The organism is Micromonospora sp. DT178 (assembly GCF_049841695.1).
Lineage (GTDB): Bacteria > Actinomycetota > Actinomycetes > Mycobacteriales > Micromonosporaceae > Micromonospora.
On record NZ_JBNCKV010000002.1, the window covers coordinates 366,317 to 382,638 of the forward strand.

General features: G+C 72.0%; 19 protein-coding genes and 1 pseudogene. 19 read left to right on the plus strand and 1 reads right to left on the minus strand.

Annotated features, from left to right (window positions below; genetic code table 11):
* Positions 1-15 precede the first annotated feature (15 nt).
* From rpsE to ACLQ22_RS05600, 16 genes and pseudogenes are all read left to right on the plus strand, one after another.
* Positions 16-630 (plus strand): 30S ribosomal protein S5, encoded by a 615-nt coding sequence (rpsE, locus tag ACLQ22_RS05525; RefSeq protein WP_007073019.1) that lies wholly within the window; start codon positions 16-18, stop codon positions 628-630.
* Positions 630-812 (plus strand): 50S ribosomal protein L30, encoded by a 183-nt coding sequence (gene rpmD, locus ACLQ22_RS05530; protein WP_074314584.1) that lies wholly within the window; start codon positions 630-632, stop codon positions 810-812. The genes rpsE and rpmD overlap by 1 nt, the downstream gene beginning before the upstream one ends.
* Positions 812-1,255 carry a 50S ribosomal protein L15 gene (gene rplO, locus ACLQ22_RS05535; protein ID WP_121399885.1) on the plus strand — a complete coding sequence of 148 codons (444 nt, stop codon included), beginning with the start codon at positions 812-814 and terminating at the stop codon, positions 1,253-1,255. Before rpmD ends, rplO begins: the two co-directional genes overlap by 1 nt.
* Before the next feature lie 235 nt (positions 1,256-1,490).
* Positions 1,491-2,819 carry a preprotein translocase subunit SecY gene (secY, locus tag ACLQ22_RS05540; protein ID WP_132230908.1) on the plus strand — a complete coding sequence of 443 codons (1,329 nt, stop codon included), beginning with the start codon at positions 1,491-1,493 and terminating at the stop codon, positions 2,817-2,819.
* Positions 2,820-3,473 carry an adenylate kinase gene (locus ACLQ22_RS05545; RefSeq protein WP_091627746.1) on the plus strand — a complete coding sequence of 218 codons (654 nt, stop codon included), beginning with the start codon at positions 2,820-2,822 and terminating at the stop codon, positions 3,471-3,473.
* Positions 3,474-3,566: 93 nt separating this feature from the next.
* Complete coding sequence (gene map / locus ACLQ22_RS05550) at positions 3,567-4,418, plus strand: type I methionyl aminopeptidase (protein WP_425691311.1); 852 nt, start codon at positions 3,567-3,569, stop codon at positions 4,416-4,418.
* Between the two features lie 416 nt (positions 4,419-4,834).
* Positions 4,835-5,410 (plus strand): annotated as a pseudogene (locus ACLQ22_RS05555) (DUF1707 SHOCT-like domain-containing protein); the annotation flags it as partial.
* A gap of 348 nt (positions 5,411-5,758) precedes the next feature.
* Positions 5,759-5,980, plus strand: a complete 222-nt coding sequence (gene infA / locus ACLQ22_RS05560; protein ID WP_007073013.1) for a translation initiation factor IF-1 — start codon at positions 5,759-5,761, stop codon at positions 5,978-5,980.
* 93 nt (positions 5,981-6,073) lie between these two features.
* Positions 6,074-6,187: a 50S ribosomal protein L36 gene (gene rpmJ / locus ACLQ22_RS05565; protein WP_012184307.1), complete on the plus strand. Its 114-nt coding sequence runs from the start codon at positions 6,074-6,076 to the stop codon at positions 6,185-6,187.
* 263 nt (positions 6,188-6,450) lie between these two features.
* The gene (gene rpsM / locus ACLQ22_RS05570) at positions 6,451-6,831 is read left to right on the plus strand and encodes a 30S ribosomal protein S13 (RefSeq protein ID WP_088998365.1); all 381 of its coding nucleotides are present in this window, start codon (positions 6,451-6,453) and stop codon (positions 6,829-6,831) included.
* A 17-nt stretch (positions 6,832-6,848) separates the two neighbouring features.
* A complete protein-coding gene (gene rpsK / locus ACLQ22_RS05575; RefSeq protein ID WP_014440747.1) occupies positions 6,849-7,256 on the plus strand; it encodes a 30S ribosomal protein S11 in 408 nt (135 codons plus the stop codon).
* Between the two features lie 13 nt (positions 7,257-7,269).
* Positions 7,270-7,896 carry a 30S ribosomal protein S4 gene (gene rpsD, locus ACLQ22_RS05580; protein ID WP_121399881.1) on the plus strand — a complete coding sequence of 209 codons (627 nt, stop codon included), beginning with the start codon at positions 7,270-7,272 and terminating at the stop codon, positions 7,894-7,896.
* Between the two features lie 98 nt (positions 7,897-7,994).
* A complete protein-coding gene (locus ACLQ22_RS05585; RefSeq protein ID WP_013735931.1) occupies positions 7,995-9,017 on the plus strand; it encodes a DNA-directed RNA polymerase subunit alpha in 1,023 nt (340 codons plus the stop codon).
* Between the two features lie 34 nt (positions 9,018-9,051).
* On the plus strand, positions 9,052-9,612 hold the full coding sequence (rplQ, locus tag ACLQ22_RS05590; protein WP_132230911.1) for a 50S ribosomal protein L17: 561 nt from the start codon (positions 9,052-9,054) through the stop codon (positions 9,610-9,612).
* A gap of 70 nt (positions 9,613-9,682) precedes the next feature.
* Entirely contained in the window at positions 9,683-10,513 is an 831-nt protein-coding gene (gene truA, locus ACLQ22_RS05595; protein ID WP_425691312.1) for a tRNA pseudouridine(38-40) synthase TruA, read from the plus strand.
* Positions 10,514-10,653: 140 nt separating this feature from the next.
* Complete coding sequence (locus ACLQ22_RS05600; RefSeq protein ID WP_425691313.1) at positions 10,654-11,706, plus strand: P1 family peptidase; 1,053 nt, start codon at positions 10,654-10,656, stop codon at positions 11,704-11,706.
* A gap of 99 nt (positions 11,707-11,805) precedes the next feature.
* On the opposite strand, the gene ACLQ22_RS05605 is transcribed toward ACLQ22_RS05600, so the two are convergent.
* Positions 11,806-12,969, minus strand: coding sequence for a hypothetical protein (locus ACLQ22_RS05605; protein ID WP_425691314.1), 1,164 nt, complete (start codon positions 12,967-12,969; stop codon positions 11,806-11,808).
* Positions 12,970-13,199: 230 nt separating this feature from the next.
* Between ACLQ22_RS05605 and ACLQ22_RS05610 the strand changes: the two genes are divergently transcribed.
* From ACLQ22_RS05610 to ACLQ22_RS05620, 3 genes are read left to right on the plus strand one after another with little or no spacing between them, the layout of a single operon-like run.
* A complete protein-coding gene (locus ACLQ22_RS05610; protein ID WP_425691315.1) occupies positions 13,200-13,805 on the plus strand; it encodes a class I SAM-dependent methyltransferase in 606 nt (201 codons plus the stop codon).
* A 41-nt stretch (positions 13,806-13,846) separates the two neighbouring features.
* Entirely contained in the window at positions 13,847-15,526 is a 1,680-nt protein-coding gene (locus ACLQ22_RS05615) for an ABC-F family ATP-binding cassette domain-containing protein (RefSeq protein WP_425691316.1), read from the plus strand.
* Positions 15,523-16,320 (plus strand): nucleotidyltransferase domain-containing protein, encoded by a 798-nt coding sequence (locus tag ACLQ22_RS05620; protein ID WP_425691317.1) that lies wholly within the window; start codon positions 15,523-15,525, stop codon positions 16,318-16,320. Before ACLQ22_RS05615 ends, ACLQ22_RS05620 begins: the two co-directional genes overlap by 4 nt.
* Positions 16,321-16,322: the final 2 nt, after the last annotated feature.

The following is a 16,322-nucleotide window of genomic DNA, read 5'->3' on the forward strand; positions in this document are numbered from 1 at the left end:
GAAGGAAGGCTGCTGATGCCAGGTCAACAGCGCCGTGGCGGCGGGTCCGGTGGCAACGAGGGTGGTCGCCGCGACAACCGCCGTGAGGGCGGCCGCGGAAACGCGCCCGTCGAGAAGACCCCGCACCTCGAGCGGGTCGTCGCGATCAACCGCGTCGCCAAGGTCGTGAAGGGTGGTCGTCGCTTCAGCTTCACCGCCCTGGTGATCGTGGGCGACGGCGACGGCACCGTCGGTGTGGGCTACGGAAAGGCCAAGGAGGTGCCCGCGGCGATCGCCAAGGGTGTCGAGGAGGCCAAGAAGCACTTCTTCAAGGTGCCGCGGATCGCCTCGTCGATCCCGCACCCGGTGACGGGTGAGGCCGCGGCCGGTGTGGTGCTGCTCAAGCCGGCTTCCGCCGGTACGGGTGTCATCGCCGGTGGTCCGGTGCGTGCCGTGCTGGAGTGCGCGGGTATCCACGACGTGCTCTCCAAGAGCCTCGGTTCGTCGAACCCGATTAACATCGTGCACGCCACCGTGGCGGCGCTGAAGGGGCTCGAGTCCCCCGAGGCCGTCGCCGCCCGTCGTGGCCTGCCGGTCGAGGACGTCGCGCCGGCCGCCATGCTGGCGTCGCGGGCGGGGGTGGCTTCCTGATGGCTCGCCTGAAGGTCACCCAGGTCCGGTCCGGGATCGGGACCAAGCAGAACCAGCGTGACTCGCTGCGTTCGCTCGGTCTCAAGCGGATCAACGACGTGGTGGTCAAGGAGGACCGTCCGGAGATCCGCGGCATGATCTTCACGGTCAACCACCTCGTGAAGGTCGAGGAGGTCGAGTAATGACGATCAAGGTCCACCACCTGCGCCCGGCGCCCGGTGCCAAGACCGCGAAGACCCGCGTGGGTCGCGGTGAGGGCTCCAAGGGCAAGACCGCCGGTCGCGGTACCAAGGGTTCCAAGGCCCGTAAGAACATCTCGGCGGCGTTCGAGGGTGGGCAGATGCCCATCCACATGCGCCTGCCGAAGATGAAGGGCTTCAAGAACAAGTTCAAGGTGGTCTTCCAGGTGGTCAACCTGGACCGGCTCGCCGAGCTGTTCCCGAACGGCGGCCAGGTCGGCCCGCTCGAGCTGGTCGAGGCCGGCGCGGTCCGCAAGGGCCACCCGGTCAAGGTCCTCGGCACCGGGGACCTGGGCGGGGTCGCTCTCCAGGTGTCGGCGCACGCGTTCAGCGCGTCGGCCAAGGAGAAGATCACCGCCGCCGGTGGCTCCGTCACCGAGCTGTAAGGGCTGCACGACCCGTGGCGCCCGCTCAGTTGTCGAAACTGGGCGGGCGCCATGGTCTGCCTGGCATGTGTGCGCCGGGTAACATCGGATTCGGTTTATGTAGCCGGGCACATCTGCCCGGACGGGGATCGGGCTGTTAGAGTCCCTTCCCAGCCATGGATATCGGGCACTCGCCCGGCACCCAACCCGCCCCGCCAGGGATCACCGGCGGCCCGCCTCGCGCAGGAGGAAGAAGTTGCTGTCCGCCTTTCTCAGTGCGTTCCGTACGCCTGACCTGCGCAAGAAGCTGCTGTTCACAGTAGGCATCATCGCGGTCTACCGGCTCGGGGCGACGCTGCCCAGCCCGGGCGTCTCGTACGGCAACGTCCAGAAGTGCATCGACGCCATGGAGAACGGCTCCACGGGCGTGATGAACCTGCTCAACCTCTTCTCCGGCGGCGCGCTGCTGCAGCTCTCGGTCTTCGCGCTGGGCATCATGCCCTACATCACAGCGTCGATCATCCTGCAGCTGCTGACCGTGGTGATCCCCCGGCTGGAGCAGCTCCGCAAGGAGGGCCAGTCCGGCCAGGCGAAGATCACCCAGTACACCCGCTACCTGACCCTGGGCCTGGGTGTCCTCCAGGCGTCGGCGTTCGTGGCGCTGGCCCGCTCCGGGCAGCTCTTCAACAACCAGTGCGACCAGTTCCCGATCATCCCCGAGGGGACCGGCATCCCGGACTGGCTGACGCTGAGCCTCCTGGTCATGACGATGACCGCCGGCACCGGCGTGGTGATGTGGCTCGGTGAGCTGATCACCGACCGGGGCGTCGGCAACGGCATGTCCGTCCTGATCTTCACCTCGATCGCCGCCCGGCTCCCCAGCGAGGGCTGGCAGATCAAGCAGACCGGTGGCTGGGGGAAGTTCCTGCTCGTCATCGCGCTGGTCCTGGTGGTCATCACCGCGGTCACCTTCATCGAGCAGGCGCAGCGCCGGATCCCGGTGCAGTACGCCAAGCGCATGATCGGCCGGCGGATGTACGGCGGCACCTCGACCTACATCCCGCTGAAGGTCAACCAGGCGGGTGTCATCCCCGTCATCTTCGGTTCCTCGCTGCTCTACCTGCCCCAGCTGGCGCTGCAGTTCTTCGACCAGAACAACCCGGGCAAGACGCAGGCGTGGATCCAGAACAACCTGGTGGACCCGACCAGCCCGATCTACATCGCGGTCTACTTCCTGCTGATCATCTTCTTCACGTACTTCTACGTCTCGATCACGTTCAACCCGACCGAGGTCGCGGACAACATGAAGAAGTACGGCGGCTTCGTGCCGGGTATCCGCCCCGGCAAGCCGACCGCCGACTACCTCGACTTCATCCTCAGCCGGATCACGCTGCCGGGCGCCCTCTACCTGGGCATCATCTCGATCCTGCCGAACTTCTTCTTCATCTGGCTGGACAAGCAGCAGTACCTGAACTTCCCGTTCGGCGGCACCGCTGTGCTGATCATGGTCGGCGTCGGTCTGGAGACCACGAAGCAGATCGAGAGCCAACTCATGCAGCGGAACTACGAAGGGTTCCTGCGGTAGATGAGACTCGTTCTGGTTGGCCCGCCGGGGGCGGGCAAGGGCACGCAGGCCGAGTTCATCGCCGCGCACCTCTCGGTTCCGAAGATCTCGACCGGCGACATCTTCCGGTCGAACGTCTCGCAGGGCACCCCGCTCGGCGTCGAGGCGAAGCGCTACATGGACGCCGGCGAGCTGGTGCCCGACGAGGTCACCATCAACATGGTGCGGGACCGGCTCGCCGAGCCGGACGCCTCCGAGGGCTTCCTGCTCGACGGCTTCCCGCGCACGACGCCGCAGGCCGCCGCGCTGGACAAGCTCCTCGCCGACCTGGGCACCGCGCTGGACCTGGTGCTGGAGCTGGTCGTCGACGACGACGAGGTGATCCGGCGGCTCTCCGGTCGGCGTACCTGCCGGGGCTGCGGCAAGATCTGGCACGTCGAGTTCGACGCCACCTCGCGTGAGGGCATCTGCGACCGGTGCGGCGCCGAGCTGTTCCAGCGCGACGACGACAAGCCGGAGACCATCGCCACCCGCCTGCGCGAGTACGCGGACAAGACCGCGCCGCTGGTCGACTACTACGGCGCCCAGGGCAAGCTGGTGGGCATCGACGCCACCGGCCCGGTGGAGGACGTCACCGTCCGCGCCATCGACGCCCTGCGGTCGTACGGCGGCTGACGTCCCGCCGGTTTCCGGCGGATAGAGTGCGAAGAGCGGGGTACGTCTGACGTGCCCCGCTCTTCGGCATCGGCAACGAAAGGTAACGGCTCCATGCGTCGTCCCCAGCTGGACATCCAGCTGAAGACCCCTGACCAGATCGAGAAGATGCGGGCCGCCGGGCTGGTGGTCGCCGAGGCGCTGCGTCGGATGCGGGAGGCGGTCGCCCCCGGGGTCAGCACCGCCGACCTGGACGCGATCGCCGAGTCGACCATCCGCGAGGCCGGTGCCGTCCCCTCCTTCAAGGGCTACCACGGCTTTCCCGCGTCGATCTGCTCGTCCGTCAACGAGCAGGTCGTGCACGCCATCCCGTCGGCGCAGCAGGTGCTCCGCGACGGCGACCTGATCTCCATCGACTGCGGTGCGGTGCTCGACGGCTGGCACGGCGACGCCGCCATCACCGCCGGCGTGGGCGAGGTCGAACCGGCGCTGCTGAAGATGGCCGCGGTGGCCGAGGACGCCATGTGGGCGGGCATCGCCGCGGCCGCCCGCGGCGCGGCCAGCGGCAAGGGCCGGCTCACCGACATCTCGCACGCCGTGGAGGACGCGGTCCGCAAGGGCGGGCGGTACGGCATCGTCGACGGCTACGGCGGGCACGGCATCGGCACCGAGATGCACCAGGACCCGCACGTGCTCAACCACGGGCGGCCGGGCAAGGGCCCCCGCCTGGTGCCGGGCATGGCGCTGGCGATCGAGCCGATGATCACGATGGGCTCGCCCCGGACGGTCGAGCTCTCCGACGGCTGGACCGTGATCACCCGTGACCGGTCGATGGCGGTGCACGTCGAGCACACGATGGCGCTGCTCCCGGACGGCGTCTGGGTGCTGACCGCGCCGGACGGCGGGCGCGCCCGCCTGGGCGAGCTGGTCACCTCCCGGCAGCCCGCGGACTCGCCGGCCCGCTGAGCCCCGCGGCGGCGTCCCGCCGGGCGCCCGCATCCCGTCCTCCCGCCCGCTGAGGCGCACACCAGCCGCCCCCCAGGTGCCCAGGCGGCGGACGGGGCACCGAGGCCGAGGCAGAGTGCCCTGGCGCACGACGCGGGCCCGGCACGTCCGGCTCCGACGCGACACGGCCTCGACCGCCGGCCCGGCCTTCGCTTGAGGCCGCCCGAGCTGCGGACCGGTGTCACGTCCTGGCCCGGCGCGCCGCCGCCTCGACGGCCGACACGGCCCGACCGTCGGCCCGGCCTTCGCCTGAGCCGCGGACCCGCGTCCGGGCCAGGAGGGCCGCCGCCTCGACCGCCGGCCGGGCTCCGCCCAGGCCTCGGGCGCCGAGCGGCGGGAGGGGCAGCGGCTGGTGGGGCGGTGGCATGCTTGCGGGCATGCAGGGACGCGACGGGATGCGGGCCGCCGACGCCGACCGCCAGGCGGTGGCGGAGCGGCTGCGGGTGGCCGTCGACGAGGGCCGGCTGGACCTGCACGAGTACGACGAGCGGTTGCAGCGGGCGTACGCGTCGCGCACGTACGGCGAGTTGGACGCGCTGGTGGTCGACCTGCCGGTGCCGGCCGTTCCGGCGGTGTCGGAGCTCGCCACGCGGCCGGAGACCGTCCCGTCGCCGCCGGAGGCTGTCCGGTCGTCGGTGACGGCCCGGTGGCTGGCCGAGGTCTGGCTGCCGTACCTGCGGGTGGTCGCGATCGTGGTGACCGTCTGGGCGGTGACGTCCGCGCTCTCCACGGATCTGCTCTACTTCTGGCCCGTCTGGGTGGCCGGGCCGTGGGGAGGGGTGCTCGTGGTGCGCACGGTCGCCGGCATCGTCGGCGGGGAGCCGCGGCGGCAGGCCGAGCAGCGGGACCGACGGCGCGAGCGCCGCCGGGCGAAGCGGGCGCGGAAGCGCGATCTGGCCGCCCCCGAGGAGGGGCGCCAGGACCCGGTGCGGGAACTGCCGGCAGCCGAGGGGGAGCGGCAGGACCAGGAGCGCGAGCTGGCTGCCCCCGGGGAGGACCGCCACGGGCCGGAGCGGGAGCTGCCGGCGGCTCAGCCGGAAGGCCGGCGCGGCGGGGCCGACGCCGAGGTCTGAATGGCCCTTTCCGTCCGGTTCGACGCACCGATTCCCGGCCGGTTTGGCGACGGCCCGCAGGCGGGCGTACACTTTCTGATCGGCGCACAGCGTCCACTCCGGCATGCCCACCCCGCGCTTCGGTGGGAGCCGGAGCCGCGGCTGGCGCGGGCAATCTGATCTTGATCGGTGGCCCGTGTAAGACGTTGTGGGCCGTCCGGAGTAACCGACGTCAGGACAGCGGAGGACATGCCGAAAAAAGACGGAGCCATCGAGATCGAGGGTCGGGTCATCGAGCCCCTGCCGAACGCCATGTTCCGGGTGGAGCTCGCGAACGGCCACAAGGTGCTGGCTCACATCAGCGGCAAGATGCGGCAGCACTACATCCGCATCCTGCCGGAGGACCGGGTCGTCGTCGAACTCTCGCCGTACGACCTGACCCGCGGGCGCATCGTCTACCGCTACAAGTAAGCCTGACGGCGGCCGGGACGTCCCCGTGTCCGTCTTCGACGTCCGGTGTCGCGCCTCGGCGCGTCGTCGGGCCAGATGGGAAGTAAGGCAACCGTGAAGGTCAAGCCGAGCGTCAAGAGGATCTGCAACAAGTGCCGGGTCATCCGTCGGCACGGCCGGGTCATGGTCATCTGCACCGACCCGCGCCACAAGCAGCGCCAGGGCTGAACCAGTTCCGGTCGACCGTATGACAACGGTCGGTCGAAATCGGTCCGGGCCGCGGATCCAGACAACGAATCACATGCTCGTCCCAGCCGCGGGCGGTGCGCGTCGCGTACCTCATCGTGGTTGACCCCCGGTCGGAGGCCGGGGCCCGCTCGGGCAGCGACCGTCTCCGGTCGCCGGCGCACGGCGCCGGTGGCGGAACGGTCGGTAGCGGGGTGGGACGGGTCCACACCTCCGCCAGAACATCACGAGGAGTACGCCCGCACATGGCACGTCTAGTCGGCGTCGACCTCCCCCGCGAGAAGCGGATGGAGATCGCGCTCACCTACATCTTCGGCGTGGGTCGCACCCGGGCCCTGGAGACGCTCTCTGCCACCGGCATCTCGCCGGACAAGCGCGTCCGGGACCTCACGGACGAGGAGCTGGTCCAGCTCCGCAACCACATCGAGGGCAACTACAAGGTTGAAGGCGACCTGCGCCGCGAGGTCGCCGCTGACATCCGCCGCAAGGTCGAGATCGGCTGCTACGCCGGCATCCGGCACCGCCGGGGCCTGCCCGTGCGTGGCCAGCGGACCAAGACCAACGCCCGGACCCGCAAGGGCCCGAAGCGGACCGTCGCCGGCAAGAAGAAGCCCGGCAAGAAGTAATAGGAGCGCACAGACTTATGCCACCGAAGGCTCGTGCCGGAGCCGCCGTCAAGAAGGTCCGGCGCAAGGAACGCAAGAACGTCGCCCACGGGCAGGCGCACATCAAGAGCACCTTCAACAACACCATCGTGTCGATCACCGACCCGACCGGTGCGGTCATCTCCTGGGCCTCCTCGGGCCAGGTGGGCTTCAAGGGCTCCCGCAAGTCGACCCCGTTCGCCGCGCAGCTGGCCGCCGAGGCCGCCGCGCGTCGGGCGATGGAGCACGGCATGCGCAAGGTCGACGTGTTCGTCAAGGGCCCCGGCTCCGGCCGGGAGACCGCCATCCGCTCGCTGCAGGCCGCCGGGCTCGAGGTCGGACAGATCTCCGACGTCACCCCGCAGCCGCACAACGGGTGCCGTCCGCCCAAGCGTCGTCGGGTCTGAGAGGTAGAGAGAGATGGCTCGTTACACCGGTGCTGACTGCCGCCGTTGCCGGCGGGAGAAGATGAAGCTGTTCCTCAAGGGCAGCAAGTGCGATGGCCCGAAGTGCCCGTTCGAGTCCCGGCCGTTCCCGCCCGGGCAGCACGGCCGCGGCCGCACGAAGGAGACGGAGTACCTGCTCCAGCTCCGTGAGAAGCAGAAGGCCCGCCGCGTGTACGGCGTGCTGGAGAAGCAGTTCCGCGGCTACTACGAGGAGGCCGTGGGCAAGAAGGCCAAGACCGGCGAGGTCCTCCTGCAGATCCTCGAGTCGCGGCTGGACAACGTGGTCTACCGGGCCGGCTACGCCAAGTCCCGGGACATGGCCCGCCAGCTCGTCAAGCACGGTCACTTCAACGTGAACGGCAAGAAGGTCGACATCCCGTCGTACCGCGTCAAGGAGCACGACATCATCGAGGTCCGGGGCAAGAGCAAGGAGCTCACCCCGTTCATCGTGGCGCAGGCCGAGGCCGGCTCGAAGTCGGTTCCGGCGTGGCTGGAGGCTATCCCCAGCCAGATGAAGGTGCTCGTGCACTCGCTCCCGGCCCGTCAGGTCATCGACACGCAGGTCCAGGAGCAGCTGATCGTCGAGCTCTACTCCAAGTAGTCGGAGCTCGTTGCGGTGGCCCGTCCTTCCGGGGCGGGCCACCGGAACAGTTTGTCGTGGGCGTCATATGGCGGGCGCCCCGGAAGAGAAGAGAAGACATGCTCATCAGCCAGCGACCGACTCTCTCCGAGGAGTCGATCAACGAGACCCGGTCCCGGTTCACCATCGAGCCGCTGGAGCCGGGCTTCGGCTACACCCTGGGCAACTCGCTGCGGCGCACGCTGCTGTCGTCGATCCCGGGTGCGGCGGTCACCTCGATCAAGATCGACGGCGTGCTGCACGAGTTCACCACGATCCCCGGTGTCAAGGAGGACGTGGTCGAGCTCGTCATGAACATCAAGGAGCTGTGCGTCAGCTCCGAGCACGACGAGCCGGTCAGCATGTACCTGCGCAAGCAGGGCCCGGGCGACGTGACGGCGGGCGACATCCAGCCGCCGGCCGGTGTCTCGGTGCACAACCCGGACCTGAAGCTCGCCACCCTCAACGGCAAGGGCCGGCTCGACATGGAGCTGACCGTCGAGCGGGGTCGCGGTTACGTCACGGCGGCGCAGAACAAGCAGGCCGGCGCCGAGATCGGCCGGATCCCGGTCGACTCGATCTACTCGCCCGTGCTGAAGGTGACGTACCGCGTCGAGGCGACCCGTGTCGAGCAGCGGACCGACTTCGACCGGCTGATCATCGACGTCGAGACCAAGCCGTCGATGGGCCCGCGCACCGCGCTGGCCTCCGCCGGCTCGACGCTGGTGGAGCTGTTCGGTCTGGCCCGGGAGCTGGACGAGACCGCCGAGGGCATCGACATCGGGCCGTCCCCGCAGGACGCCCAGCTCGCGGCCGACCTGGCGCTGCCGATCGAGGAGCTGGACCTGACCGTCCGCTCCTACAACTGCCTCAAGCGCGAGGGCATCAACTCCGTTGGTGAGCTCATCGGGCGTACCGAGGCCGACCTCCTCGACATCCGCAACTTCGGTCAGAAGTCGATCGACGAGGTCAAGATGAAGCTCGCCGGGATGGGTCTGGGGCTGAAGGACTCGGCCCCGAACTTCGACCCGGCGCACGTCGTGGACGCCTTCGGCGAGGCCGACTACGACACCGACGACTATCGCGAGACCGAGCAGCTCTAGTCCGCGCTGCCGCCACACCTGAGGAGCACCAAGCATGCCCACGCCCACCAAGGGCCCCCGCCTCGGCGGCAGCCCCGCGCACGAGCGGCTGATGCTGGCCAACCTGGCCACTGCGCTGTTCCAGCACGGCAAGATCAAGACCACCGAGACGAAGGCCCGGCGGCTGCGTCCGCTGGCCGAGCAGCTCATCACCAAGGCCAAGCGTGGCGACCTGGCGTCCCGCCGGCGGGTGCTGGGCGTCGTCAAGGACAAGGACGTGGTCTACGCCCTGTTCGACCAGATCGCGCCGCGGTTCGCCACCCGCAACGGTGGCTACACCCGGATCGTGAAGACCGGTCCGCGCAAGGGTGACAACGCGCCGATGGCGATCATCGAGCTGGTCGAGGAGCTTCAGGTCGCCGAGCCGAAGGCGAACAAGAAGACCGCCGCCCGCAAGGCCGCGCAGCAGGACAAGGTCGAGGCGCTCGCCCCGGCCGAGGAGGCCCCGAAGTCGAACTCGGGCGACCAGGACGCCGAGGCGCCCGTGTCGGCGTCCGGCGACACCGCCGCCGCCCGCGAGGACAGCGACGAGGCCGGCGAGAACGACAAGGCCTGATCCAGGCCACCGTCGGGCCCGGCACCCCCTCGTGGGGTGCCGGGCCCGACCCCGTGAGGCGGAGGTACGAGTGGACGAGCGCACCCGGCTGCGGCTGGACGTCGCGTACGACGGGTCTGGCTTCTCCGGCTGGGCCGCCCAGCCCACCCGGCGCACGGTCGCCGGGGTGCTCGTGGAGACCCTCGACCTGGTCCTCGGCACGGGTACGGCGACCGGCCTGACCGTGGCGGGCCGCACCGACGCCGGGGTGCACGCCAGCGGGCAGGTCTGCCACGTCGACCTGCCGACCGCCGTGTGGCGGGAGCACGAGGGACGGCTGCTGCGCCGACTGGCCCGGCTGCTCCCCACCGACGTCCGGGTACGCGCCATGGCCGAGGTGCCCGCCGACTTCGACGCCCGGTTCTCGGCCACCTACCGCCGATACGAGTACCGCGTGACCGACGCGCCGTGGGGCGCCGAGCCGCTGCGCCGGCACGAGATCCTGGCCTGGCCGAAGCCGCTGAACCTGGCCGCGCTGAACGCCGCCGCGGCGGGACTGGTGGGGGAGCACGACTTCGCCGCGTACTGCCGGCGCAAGGAGCACGCCACCACGCTGCGCGAGGTGACCCGGCTGGACTGGCGCCGGGACCCGGACGGGATCCTCGTGGCCACCGTGCAGGCCGACGCGTTCTGCCAGGCGATGGTGCGCAGCCTCGTCGGGGCGATGCTGGTCGCCGGGGACGGGCGCCGGCCGGTCGAGTGGCCGGGCAGCCTGCTGACCCGCCGGGAACGCTCCAGCGAGGTGACCGTGGCACCGGCGCACGGGCTCACCCTGGTCGCCGTCGGCTACCCCGAGGACCCGGCCGAGTACGCCCACCGCGCCGAGGCGACCCGCCGGCTGCGCGTACCCGTGGAGGGCTGACCGCCCGGGGCTTGCCTCCCGACCGCCGGCTGCCGCATCGTCGGGCCGGGGCGAGCGGCTGCGCCGGACCGGGCGGTCGCCCGGCGGGCCCGTGCGCCCGGCCCCGGCAGAGCACCGTCGACCGTCAAGGAGTGGAAGCCGTGCAGGAGCCTCGCCGTGGACGTGACCTCGGCATCGTCGTCGGGACGCTGCCGACGGGACCGCTGAACGCCGTCACCGACGTGCCCGGCGTACGGGTGGGCCACACGACGCTGGTCGACGGGGACAGCATCCGCAGCGGGGTGACGGCGGTCGTCCCGGACCAGCTGACCGACCGCCGGTCGCTGCCGGCGGGGCTGTTCGTGGGCAACGGGCACGGCAAGATGGTCGGTTCCACCCAGGTGGCCGAGCTGGGCGAGATCGAGACCCCCGTGGTGCTGACCGCGACGCTGTCGACGTTCCGGGCCGCGGACGCGCTGGTCACGTACATGCTCCGGCAGCCGGGCCGGGAGACGGTCGAGTCGCTGAACCCGGTGGTGGCGGAGACCAACGACGGGTTCCTGTCCGACATCCGGGCCCGGCCGGTACGGGCGGAGCACGTCCTCGCCGCGCTGGCGCAGGCCCGCGGCGGACTGCCCGCGGAGGGCGCCGTCGGCGCCGGTACGGGCACGGCGGCCCTCGGCTTCAAGGCCGGCATCGGGACGTCCTCGCGGCTCGCCACGACGTCCCGTGGCACCGTCACCGTCGGTGTGCTGGTGCAGTCCAACTTCTCCGGCGTGCTCCAGGTGTCCGGGGTGCCGATCCGGCCTGAGCAGGTGGGGGTGCCGACCCTGTCGCGCCCCGGCCGGCCCGAGCACCCGGGCAACTCCTGCGTCATCGTGGTCGCCACGGACGGCCGCCTCGACGCGCGGCAGCTGGGTCGCGTCGCCCGCCGGGCCATCTTCGCGATGGCGCGCGTCGGCTCGGACTTCGCCGGCGGCAGCGGCGACTACGCCCTGGCGTTCTCCACCGCCGACACGCAGGCACCGACGGCGCCGGAGTCCGACCTGGAGCCGGTCTTCGCGGCGGTGCTGGAGGCCGTGGAGGAGGCCCTGCTGAACTCGCTGTTCATGGCGCGCACCACCGTCGGCGTCAACGGACGCGTCAAGTACGCGGTCCCGCACGACCGGATGCTCGACCTGCTACGGGCCCACCGGGTCGCGCTGCGGACCTGAGCGGCCGGCGGCGACACGCGGAACGGGTACGCGGCCGTGGCCCACGTACCCGTTCGCTCACTCACCGTCGGCGGGCTCGCTCCCGCCCTCGCGACCCGGTCAGTCGCCCCCGTCCTGCGTGCCGGTGTCGCCCGCGCCATCGTCGGTCGGCTGGCCGGCCGTGCCGCCGTCCGCCCGGCGCTCCAGCACGCCCCGGTTGAGGTGCAGCTCGATCATGTCGAAGAGGATCTCCCGGGCCTTCGTGTCGCCGGACCTGATCGTCTCGCCGTCGCTGCGGGCGACCACCGCGTACGCGAGGTAGTGGCCGCGCACCTGCCAGCCGACGCGGGCCGGCGCGGTGGCGATCGCCGCGCTGTCCTCGTCGACCGCCATGCCCCGGAACCGGCCCTCCCGCTCGTCGAGCAGCAACCGGATCCGGTCCCGGGCGCGTTCGGCGTTGGCCCGGTCGGTCAGGTTGAACAACCCGGTGGTGACGAGGTGGCCGCCGTCGGGCGTCCGCAGCGTGGCCCGGACCACCTGGGTGCAGCCGAGACGGACCAGCAGGTCGGCGACCTCACCGGTGGCCGCCACCGCGCAGCTGGCGCTGGACTGGCTCTTCAACACCTTGTAGGCGGGCTCCCCGTCGGCGACGACGAGCTGCTTGCCGGGGAAGAGTTCCTTGGCGGTCAGCGGCGCCTGGTCGGTGTCCCGCGAGTCGAGGGCCTGCGCCCCGACGTCGGCGGACTCGGCCGCCTCCGGTTGGGACGTGGGCGCGGTCTGCGGCGTCCCGTCGCGCTCGGCCAGCAGGGCGGCGGCGCCGAGGCCGCAGAGCGCGAGCAGCGCGAGGACGGCCGCGCCGCCGACCACGACCTGCCACCACCGGCCGCCGCCACCCCGCTGCGACCGCCCGGCTGACAGCGGCGGTTCGACGGGCGGTGGCGGCTCGACCGGCGCGGGCGGCTGGATCGGCGGCGGCTCGACCGGCGCGGGCGGCTGGATCGGCGGCGGCTCGACCGGCGCGGGCGGCTGGGCCGGCGACTGCGCCTCGACGGGTGCCCGCACGTGGGCGGGCGGCGGTGGCGACACCTGCGCCGCGGCGCGGACCGGCTCCGGCGCGGCGGAGGGCAGCGCGACCCGGTTGGCGCGGGGCAGCGACGGCGTCGGGAAGCGGGACGGGGAGGGGCCGGCTGGGGGAGGCGGACCGGCACCGAGCACCGACCCGTCGGACCCGGGCTCCGGGTACTCCATGAATGCGTCCTCATCGGACTCGTACCGATACACCATGCCGCCCAGAGTAGGAGGCATTGTCCCTTTAGGTGTGAATAATGGGAAATTGCGGGCGGAGTCGTTTCGTCCCGTGCTGGGCACGCGCCGCCGTGCCGGGCCCACGCCGCCGCCGTGCCCGGCCTGGTGGGCCTGGCCGGCCTGGTCGTGCCGCCGTGCCCGCCGGGCCGGCCTGGTCGTGCCGCCGGGCCCGCGCCGGGGTGAGCGGCGGCGGTGCGAGAATTGCCGGCGTGACCGGCGAACACTACTTCACCGCTGAACCCACGACCGCCGCCAGCCCGCGCGAGGTCGAGTTCTCCGTCGCCGGCCGCGACTACGCCCTGGCGTCCTCCGCCGGCGTCTTCTCCGCCGCCCGCCTCGACCCCGGCACGGCGGTGCTGCTGCGCAAGGCCGAGCTGCCGTCCGCCGAAACCACCGGCGCCCTGCTCGACCTCGGCTGCGGCTTCGGCCCGATCACCTGCGTGCTCGCCAGCTCCGCGCCGTCGGCGACCGTGTGGGCCGTCGACGTCAACGAACGGGCCCGCGAACTCACCGCGGCCAACGCCGCGCGGGTCGGCGCGGCCGACCGGGTGCGCGTCGCCGCGCCGGATGACGTACCCGCCGACCTGACCCTGGCGGAGATCTGGTCCAACCCCCCGATCCACGTCGGCAAGGACGAGCTGCACGGGATCCTGCTGCGCTGGCTGCCCCGGCTCGCCCCGGACGGCGTCGCCTGGCTGGTGGTGGCCCGCTATCTCGGCGGGGACTCGTTGCAGCGTTGGCTGGTCGAGCAGGGCTGGCAGGTGGGGCGCCACGCCAGCCAGAAGGGCTACCGGGTGCTGCGGGTCACCCGGTAAATGGTTGGGCCGCCCGGCCCGTGCTCGGGCAGGATGCCGACGTGGGATACGTGGACGTGGCAGCGGTCGGGCACATCCTCCCCGACGGTCGGGAACTCTTCTCCGACGTGTCGTTCCGGGTCGGGGAGGGCGCCAAGGTGGCCCTGGTCGGGCCGAACGGCGCGGGCAAGACGACGTTGCTGCGGATGGTCGCCGGCGACCTGCCGGTGAAGACCGGCGCGATCGCGCGCTCCGGCGGGCTGGGCGTGATGCGCCAGTTCATCGGGATGATCGGCGACGAGTCGACGCTGGCCGACCTGGCCCTGTCGCTGGCCCCGCCCGCGCTGCGTGACGCCGGCCGCCGGCTGGTCGAGACCGAGGGGGCCATGCGCGCCGCCGAGGTCCGCGGCAAGTACAGCACCGCCGCCGGCAAGGCCCAGCTGGCGTACGCGGACGCGCTCGCGGCCTGGGGCGAGATCGGCGGGTACGACGCCGAGGTGCTCTTCGACACGGTCGCCACCATCGTGCTCGGTTTGCCCTGGGAGAGCGCCCGGGAACGGCCCGTCCGGACCCTCTCCGGCGGTCAGCAGAAGCGCTTCGCCCTCGAACTGCTGCTGCGCGGCCCCGACGAGGTGCTGCTCCTCGACGAGCCGGACAACTTCCTCGACGTGCCCGGCAAGCGCTGGCTGGAAGGGCGGCTGCGCGAGTCGACCAAGTCGGTGCTCTACGTCTCGCACGACCGGGAGTTGCTCGCCCACACCGCCGACCGGGTGGTCGCCGTGGAGGGCGGCAGCGCCTGGGTGCACCCGGGTGGCTTCGCGAGCTGGCACGAGGCCAGGGTGGCCCGGCACGCCCGCCTCGACGAGCTGCGCAAGCGGTGGGACGAGGAGCACCAGAAGCTGCGCGAGCTGATGCTGATGTACAAGCAGAAGGCCGCGTACAACGACGGGATGGCGTCGCGCTACCAGGCCGCGCAGACCCGGTTGCGCAAGTTCGAGGAGGCCGGGCCGCCGCCCGTACCGCCGAAGGACCAGGACATCCGGATGCAGCTCACCGGCGGGCGGACCGGCAAGCGCGCGGTGATCTGCGAGCAGCTGGAGCTCGACGGCCTGACCTTCCCCTTCGACCTGGAGATCTGGTACGGCGACCGGGTCGCGGTGCTCGGCGCCAACGGGACGGGCAAGTCGCACTTCCTGCGGCTGCTCGCCCGGGGCGGCACCGACCCCGACCCGGCGAACGGCCCGGTCGACGGCGCCGCCGCGCTCGCGCCGGTGGTGCACGACGGGGTGGCCCGGCTCGGCGCCCGCGTACGCCCCGGACACTTCTCGCAGACCCACGACCGGCCGGAACTGATGACGAAGACCCTCGTCGAGATCCTCTGGCGGGGCGACGAGCACCGGACCGGCATGGACCGGCACGCCGCGATGGCGGCGCTGAGCCGGTACGAGCTGGCGGGGCAGGGCGACCAACGCTTCGGCACCCTCTCCGGCGGTCAGCAGGCGCGTTTCCTGGTGCTGCTGCTGGAGCTGTCCGGCGCGACGCTGCTGCTGCTCGACGAGCCCACCGACAACCTCGACCTGGCCTCGGCGGAGGCGCTGGAGGCCGGGCTGACGGCGTTCGAGGGGACCGTGGTGGCGGTGACCCACGACCGCTGGTTCACCCGCTCCTTCGACCGGTTCGTGCTCTTCCGGGGCGACAACGAGGTGGTGGAGACCCCGGAACCGGTCTGGGACGTGGCGTGATCCCCGCCGACCTGGCCGACCGCCTCTGCGCGGTCGGCGGGGTCGTCGCCGTCGCCCTCGGCGGCAGCCGGGCCCGGGGCGAGCACCGGCCCGACTCCGACTGGGACCTCGGCCTCTACTACCGGGGCGAACTGGACGTGCCGGGCCTGCGCGCCGTCGCCGCGACCGTCGCCGACGAGGAGGTCGAGCTGACCCCGCCCGGCGGCTGGGGGCCGTGGGTCGACGGCGGCGGATGGCTGCGCGTCGGCGGGGCGGCGGTCGACTGGATCTACCGTGACCTCGACCGGGTGCACCGGACCTGGGCCGACTGCCGGGTCGGCCGGTACGAGATCGGCGTGCAGGCCGGGCACCCGCTCGGTTTCTACTCGTCCGCCTATGCGGGTGAGGTGGCGCTCTGCCGCGTGCTCGGCGACCCGACCGGTGAGCTGACCGCGCTGCGGGAGGAGACCCGCGCGTACCCGCCGGCCCTGGCCGACGCCCTGACCGCCGGCGGGTGGGAGGCCCGGTTCCTGGTCGACGGTGCGGCCAAGGCCGCCGTGGCCGGCGACGGCGGATACGTGGCCGGCTGCCTGTTCCGGGCGATCGGGGTACTCGCCCAGGTGCTGCATGCCCGGGCGGGGCGGTGGCTGGTCAACGAGAAGGGCATGATCGCCGCTGCGGGACGGCTGCCCGGCGCGCCGCCCGACTTCGCCCGGCGGGCGCAGGCGCTGCTCGGCGCGGTCGGGCACACGCCGGACGAGCTGGCCGGCACGCTCGCCGCCGCCCGCCGGCTCGTCGCCGACGTGCTCGACTGACG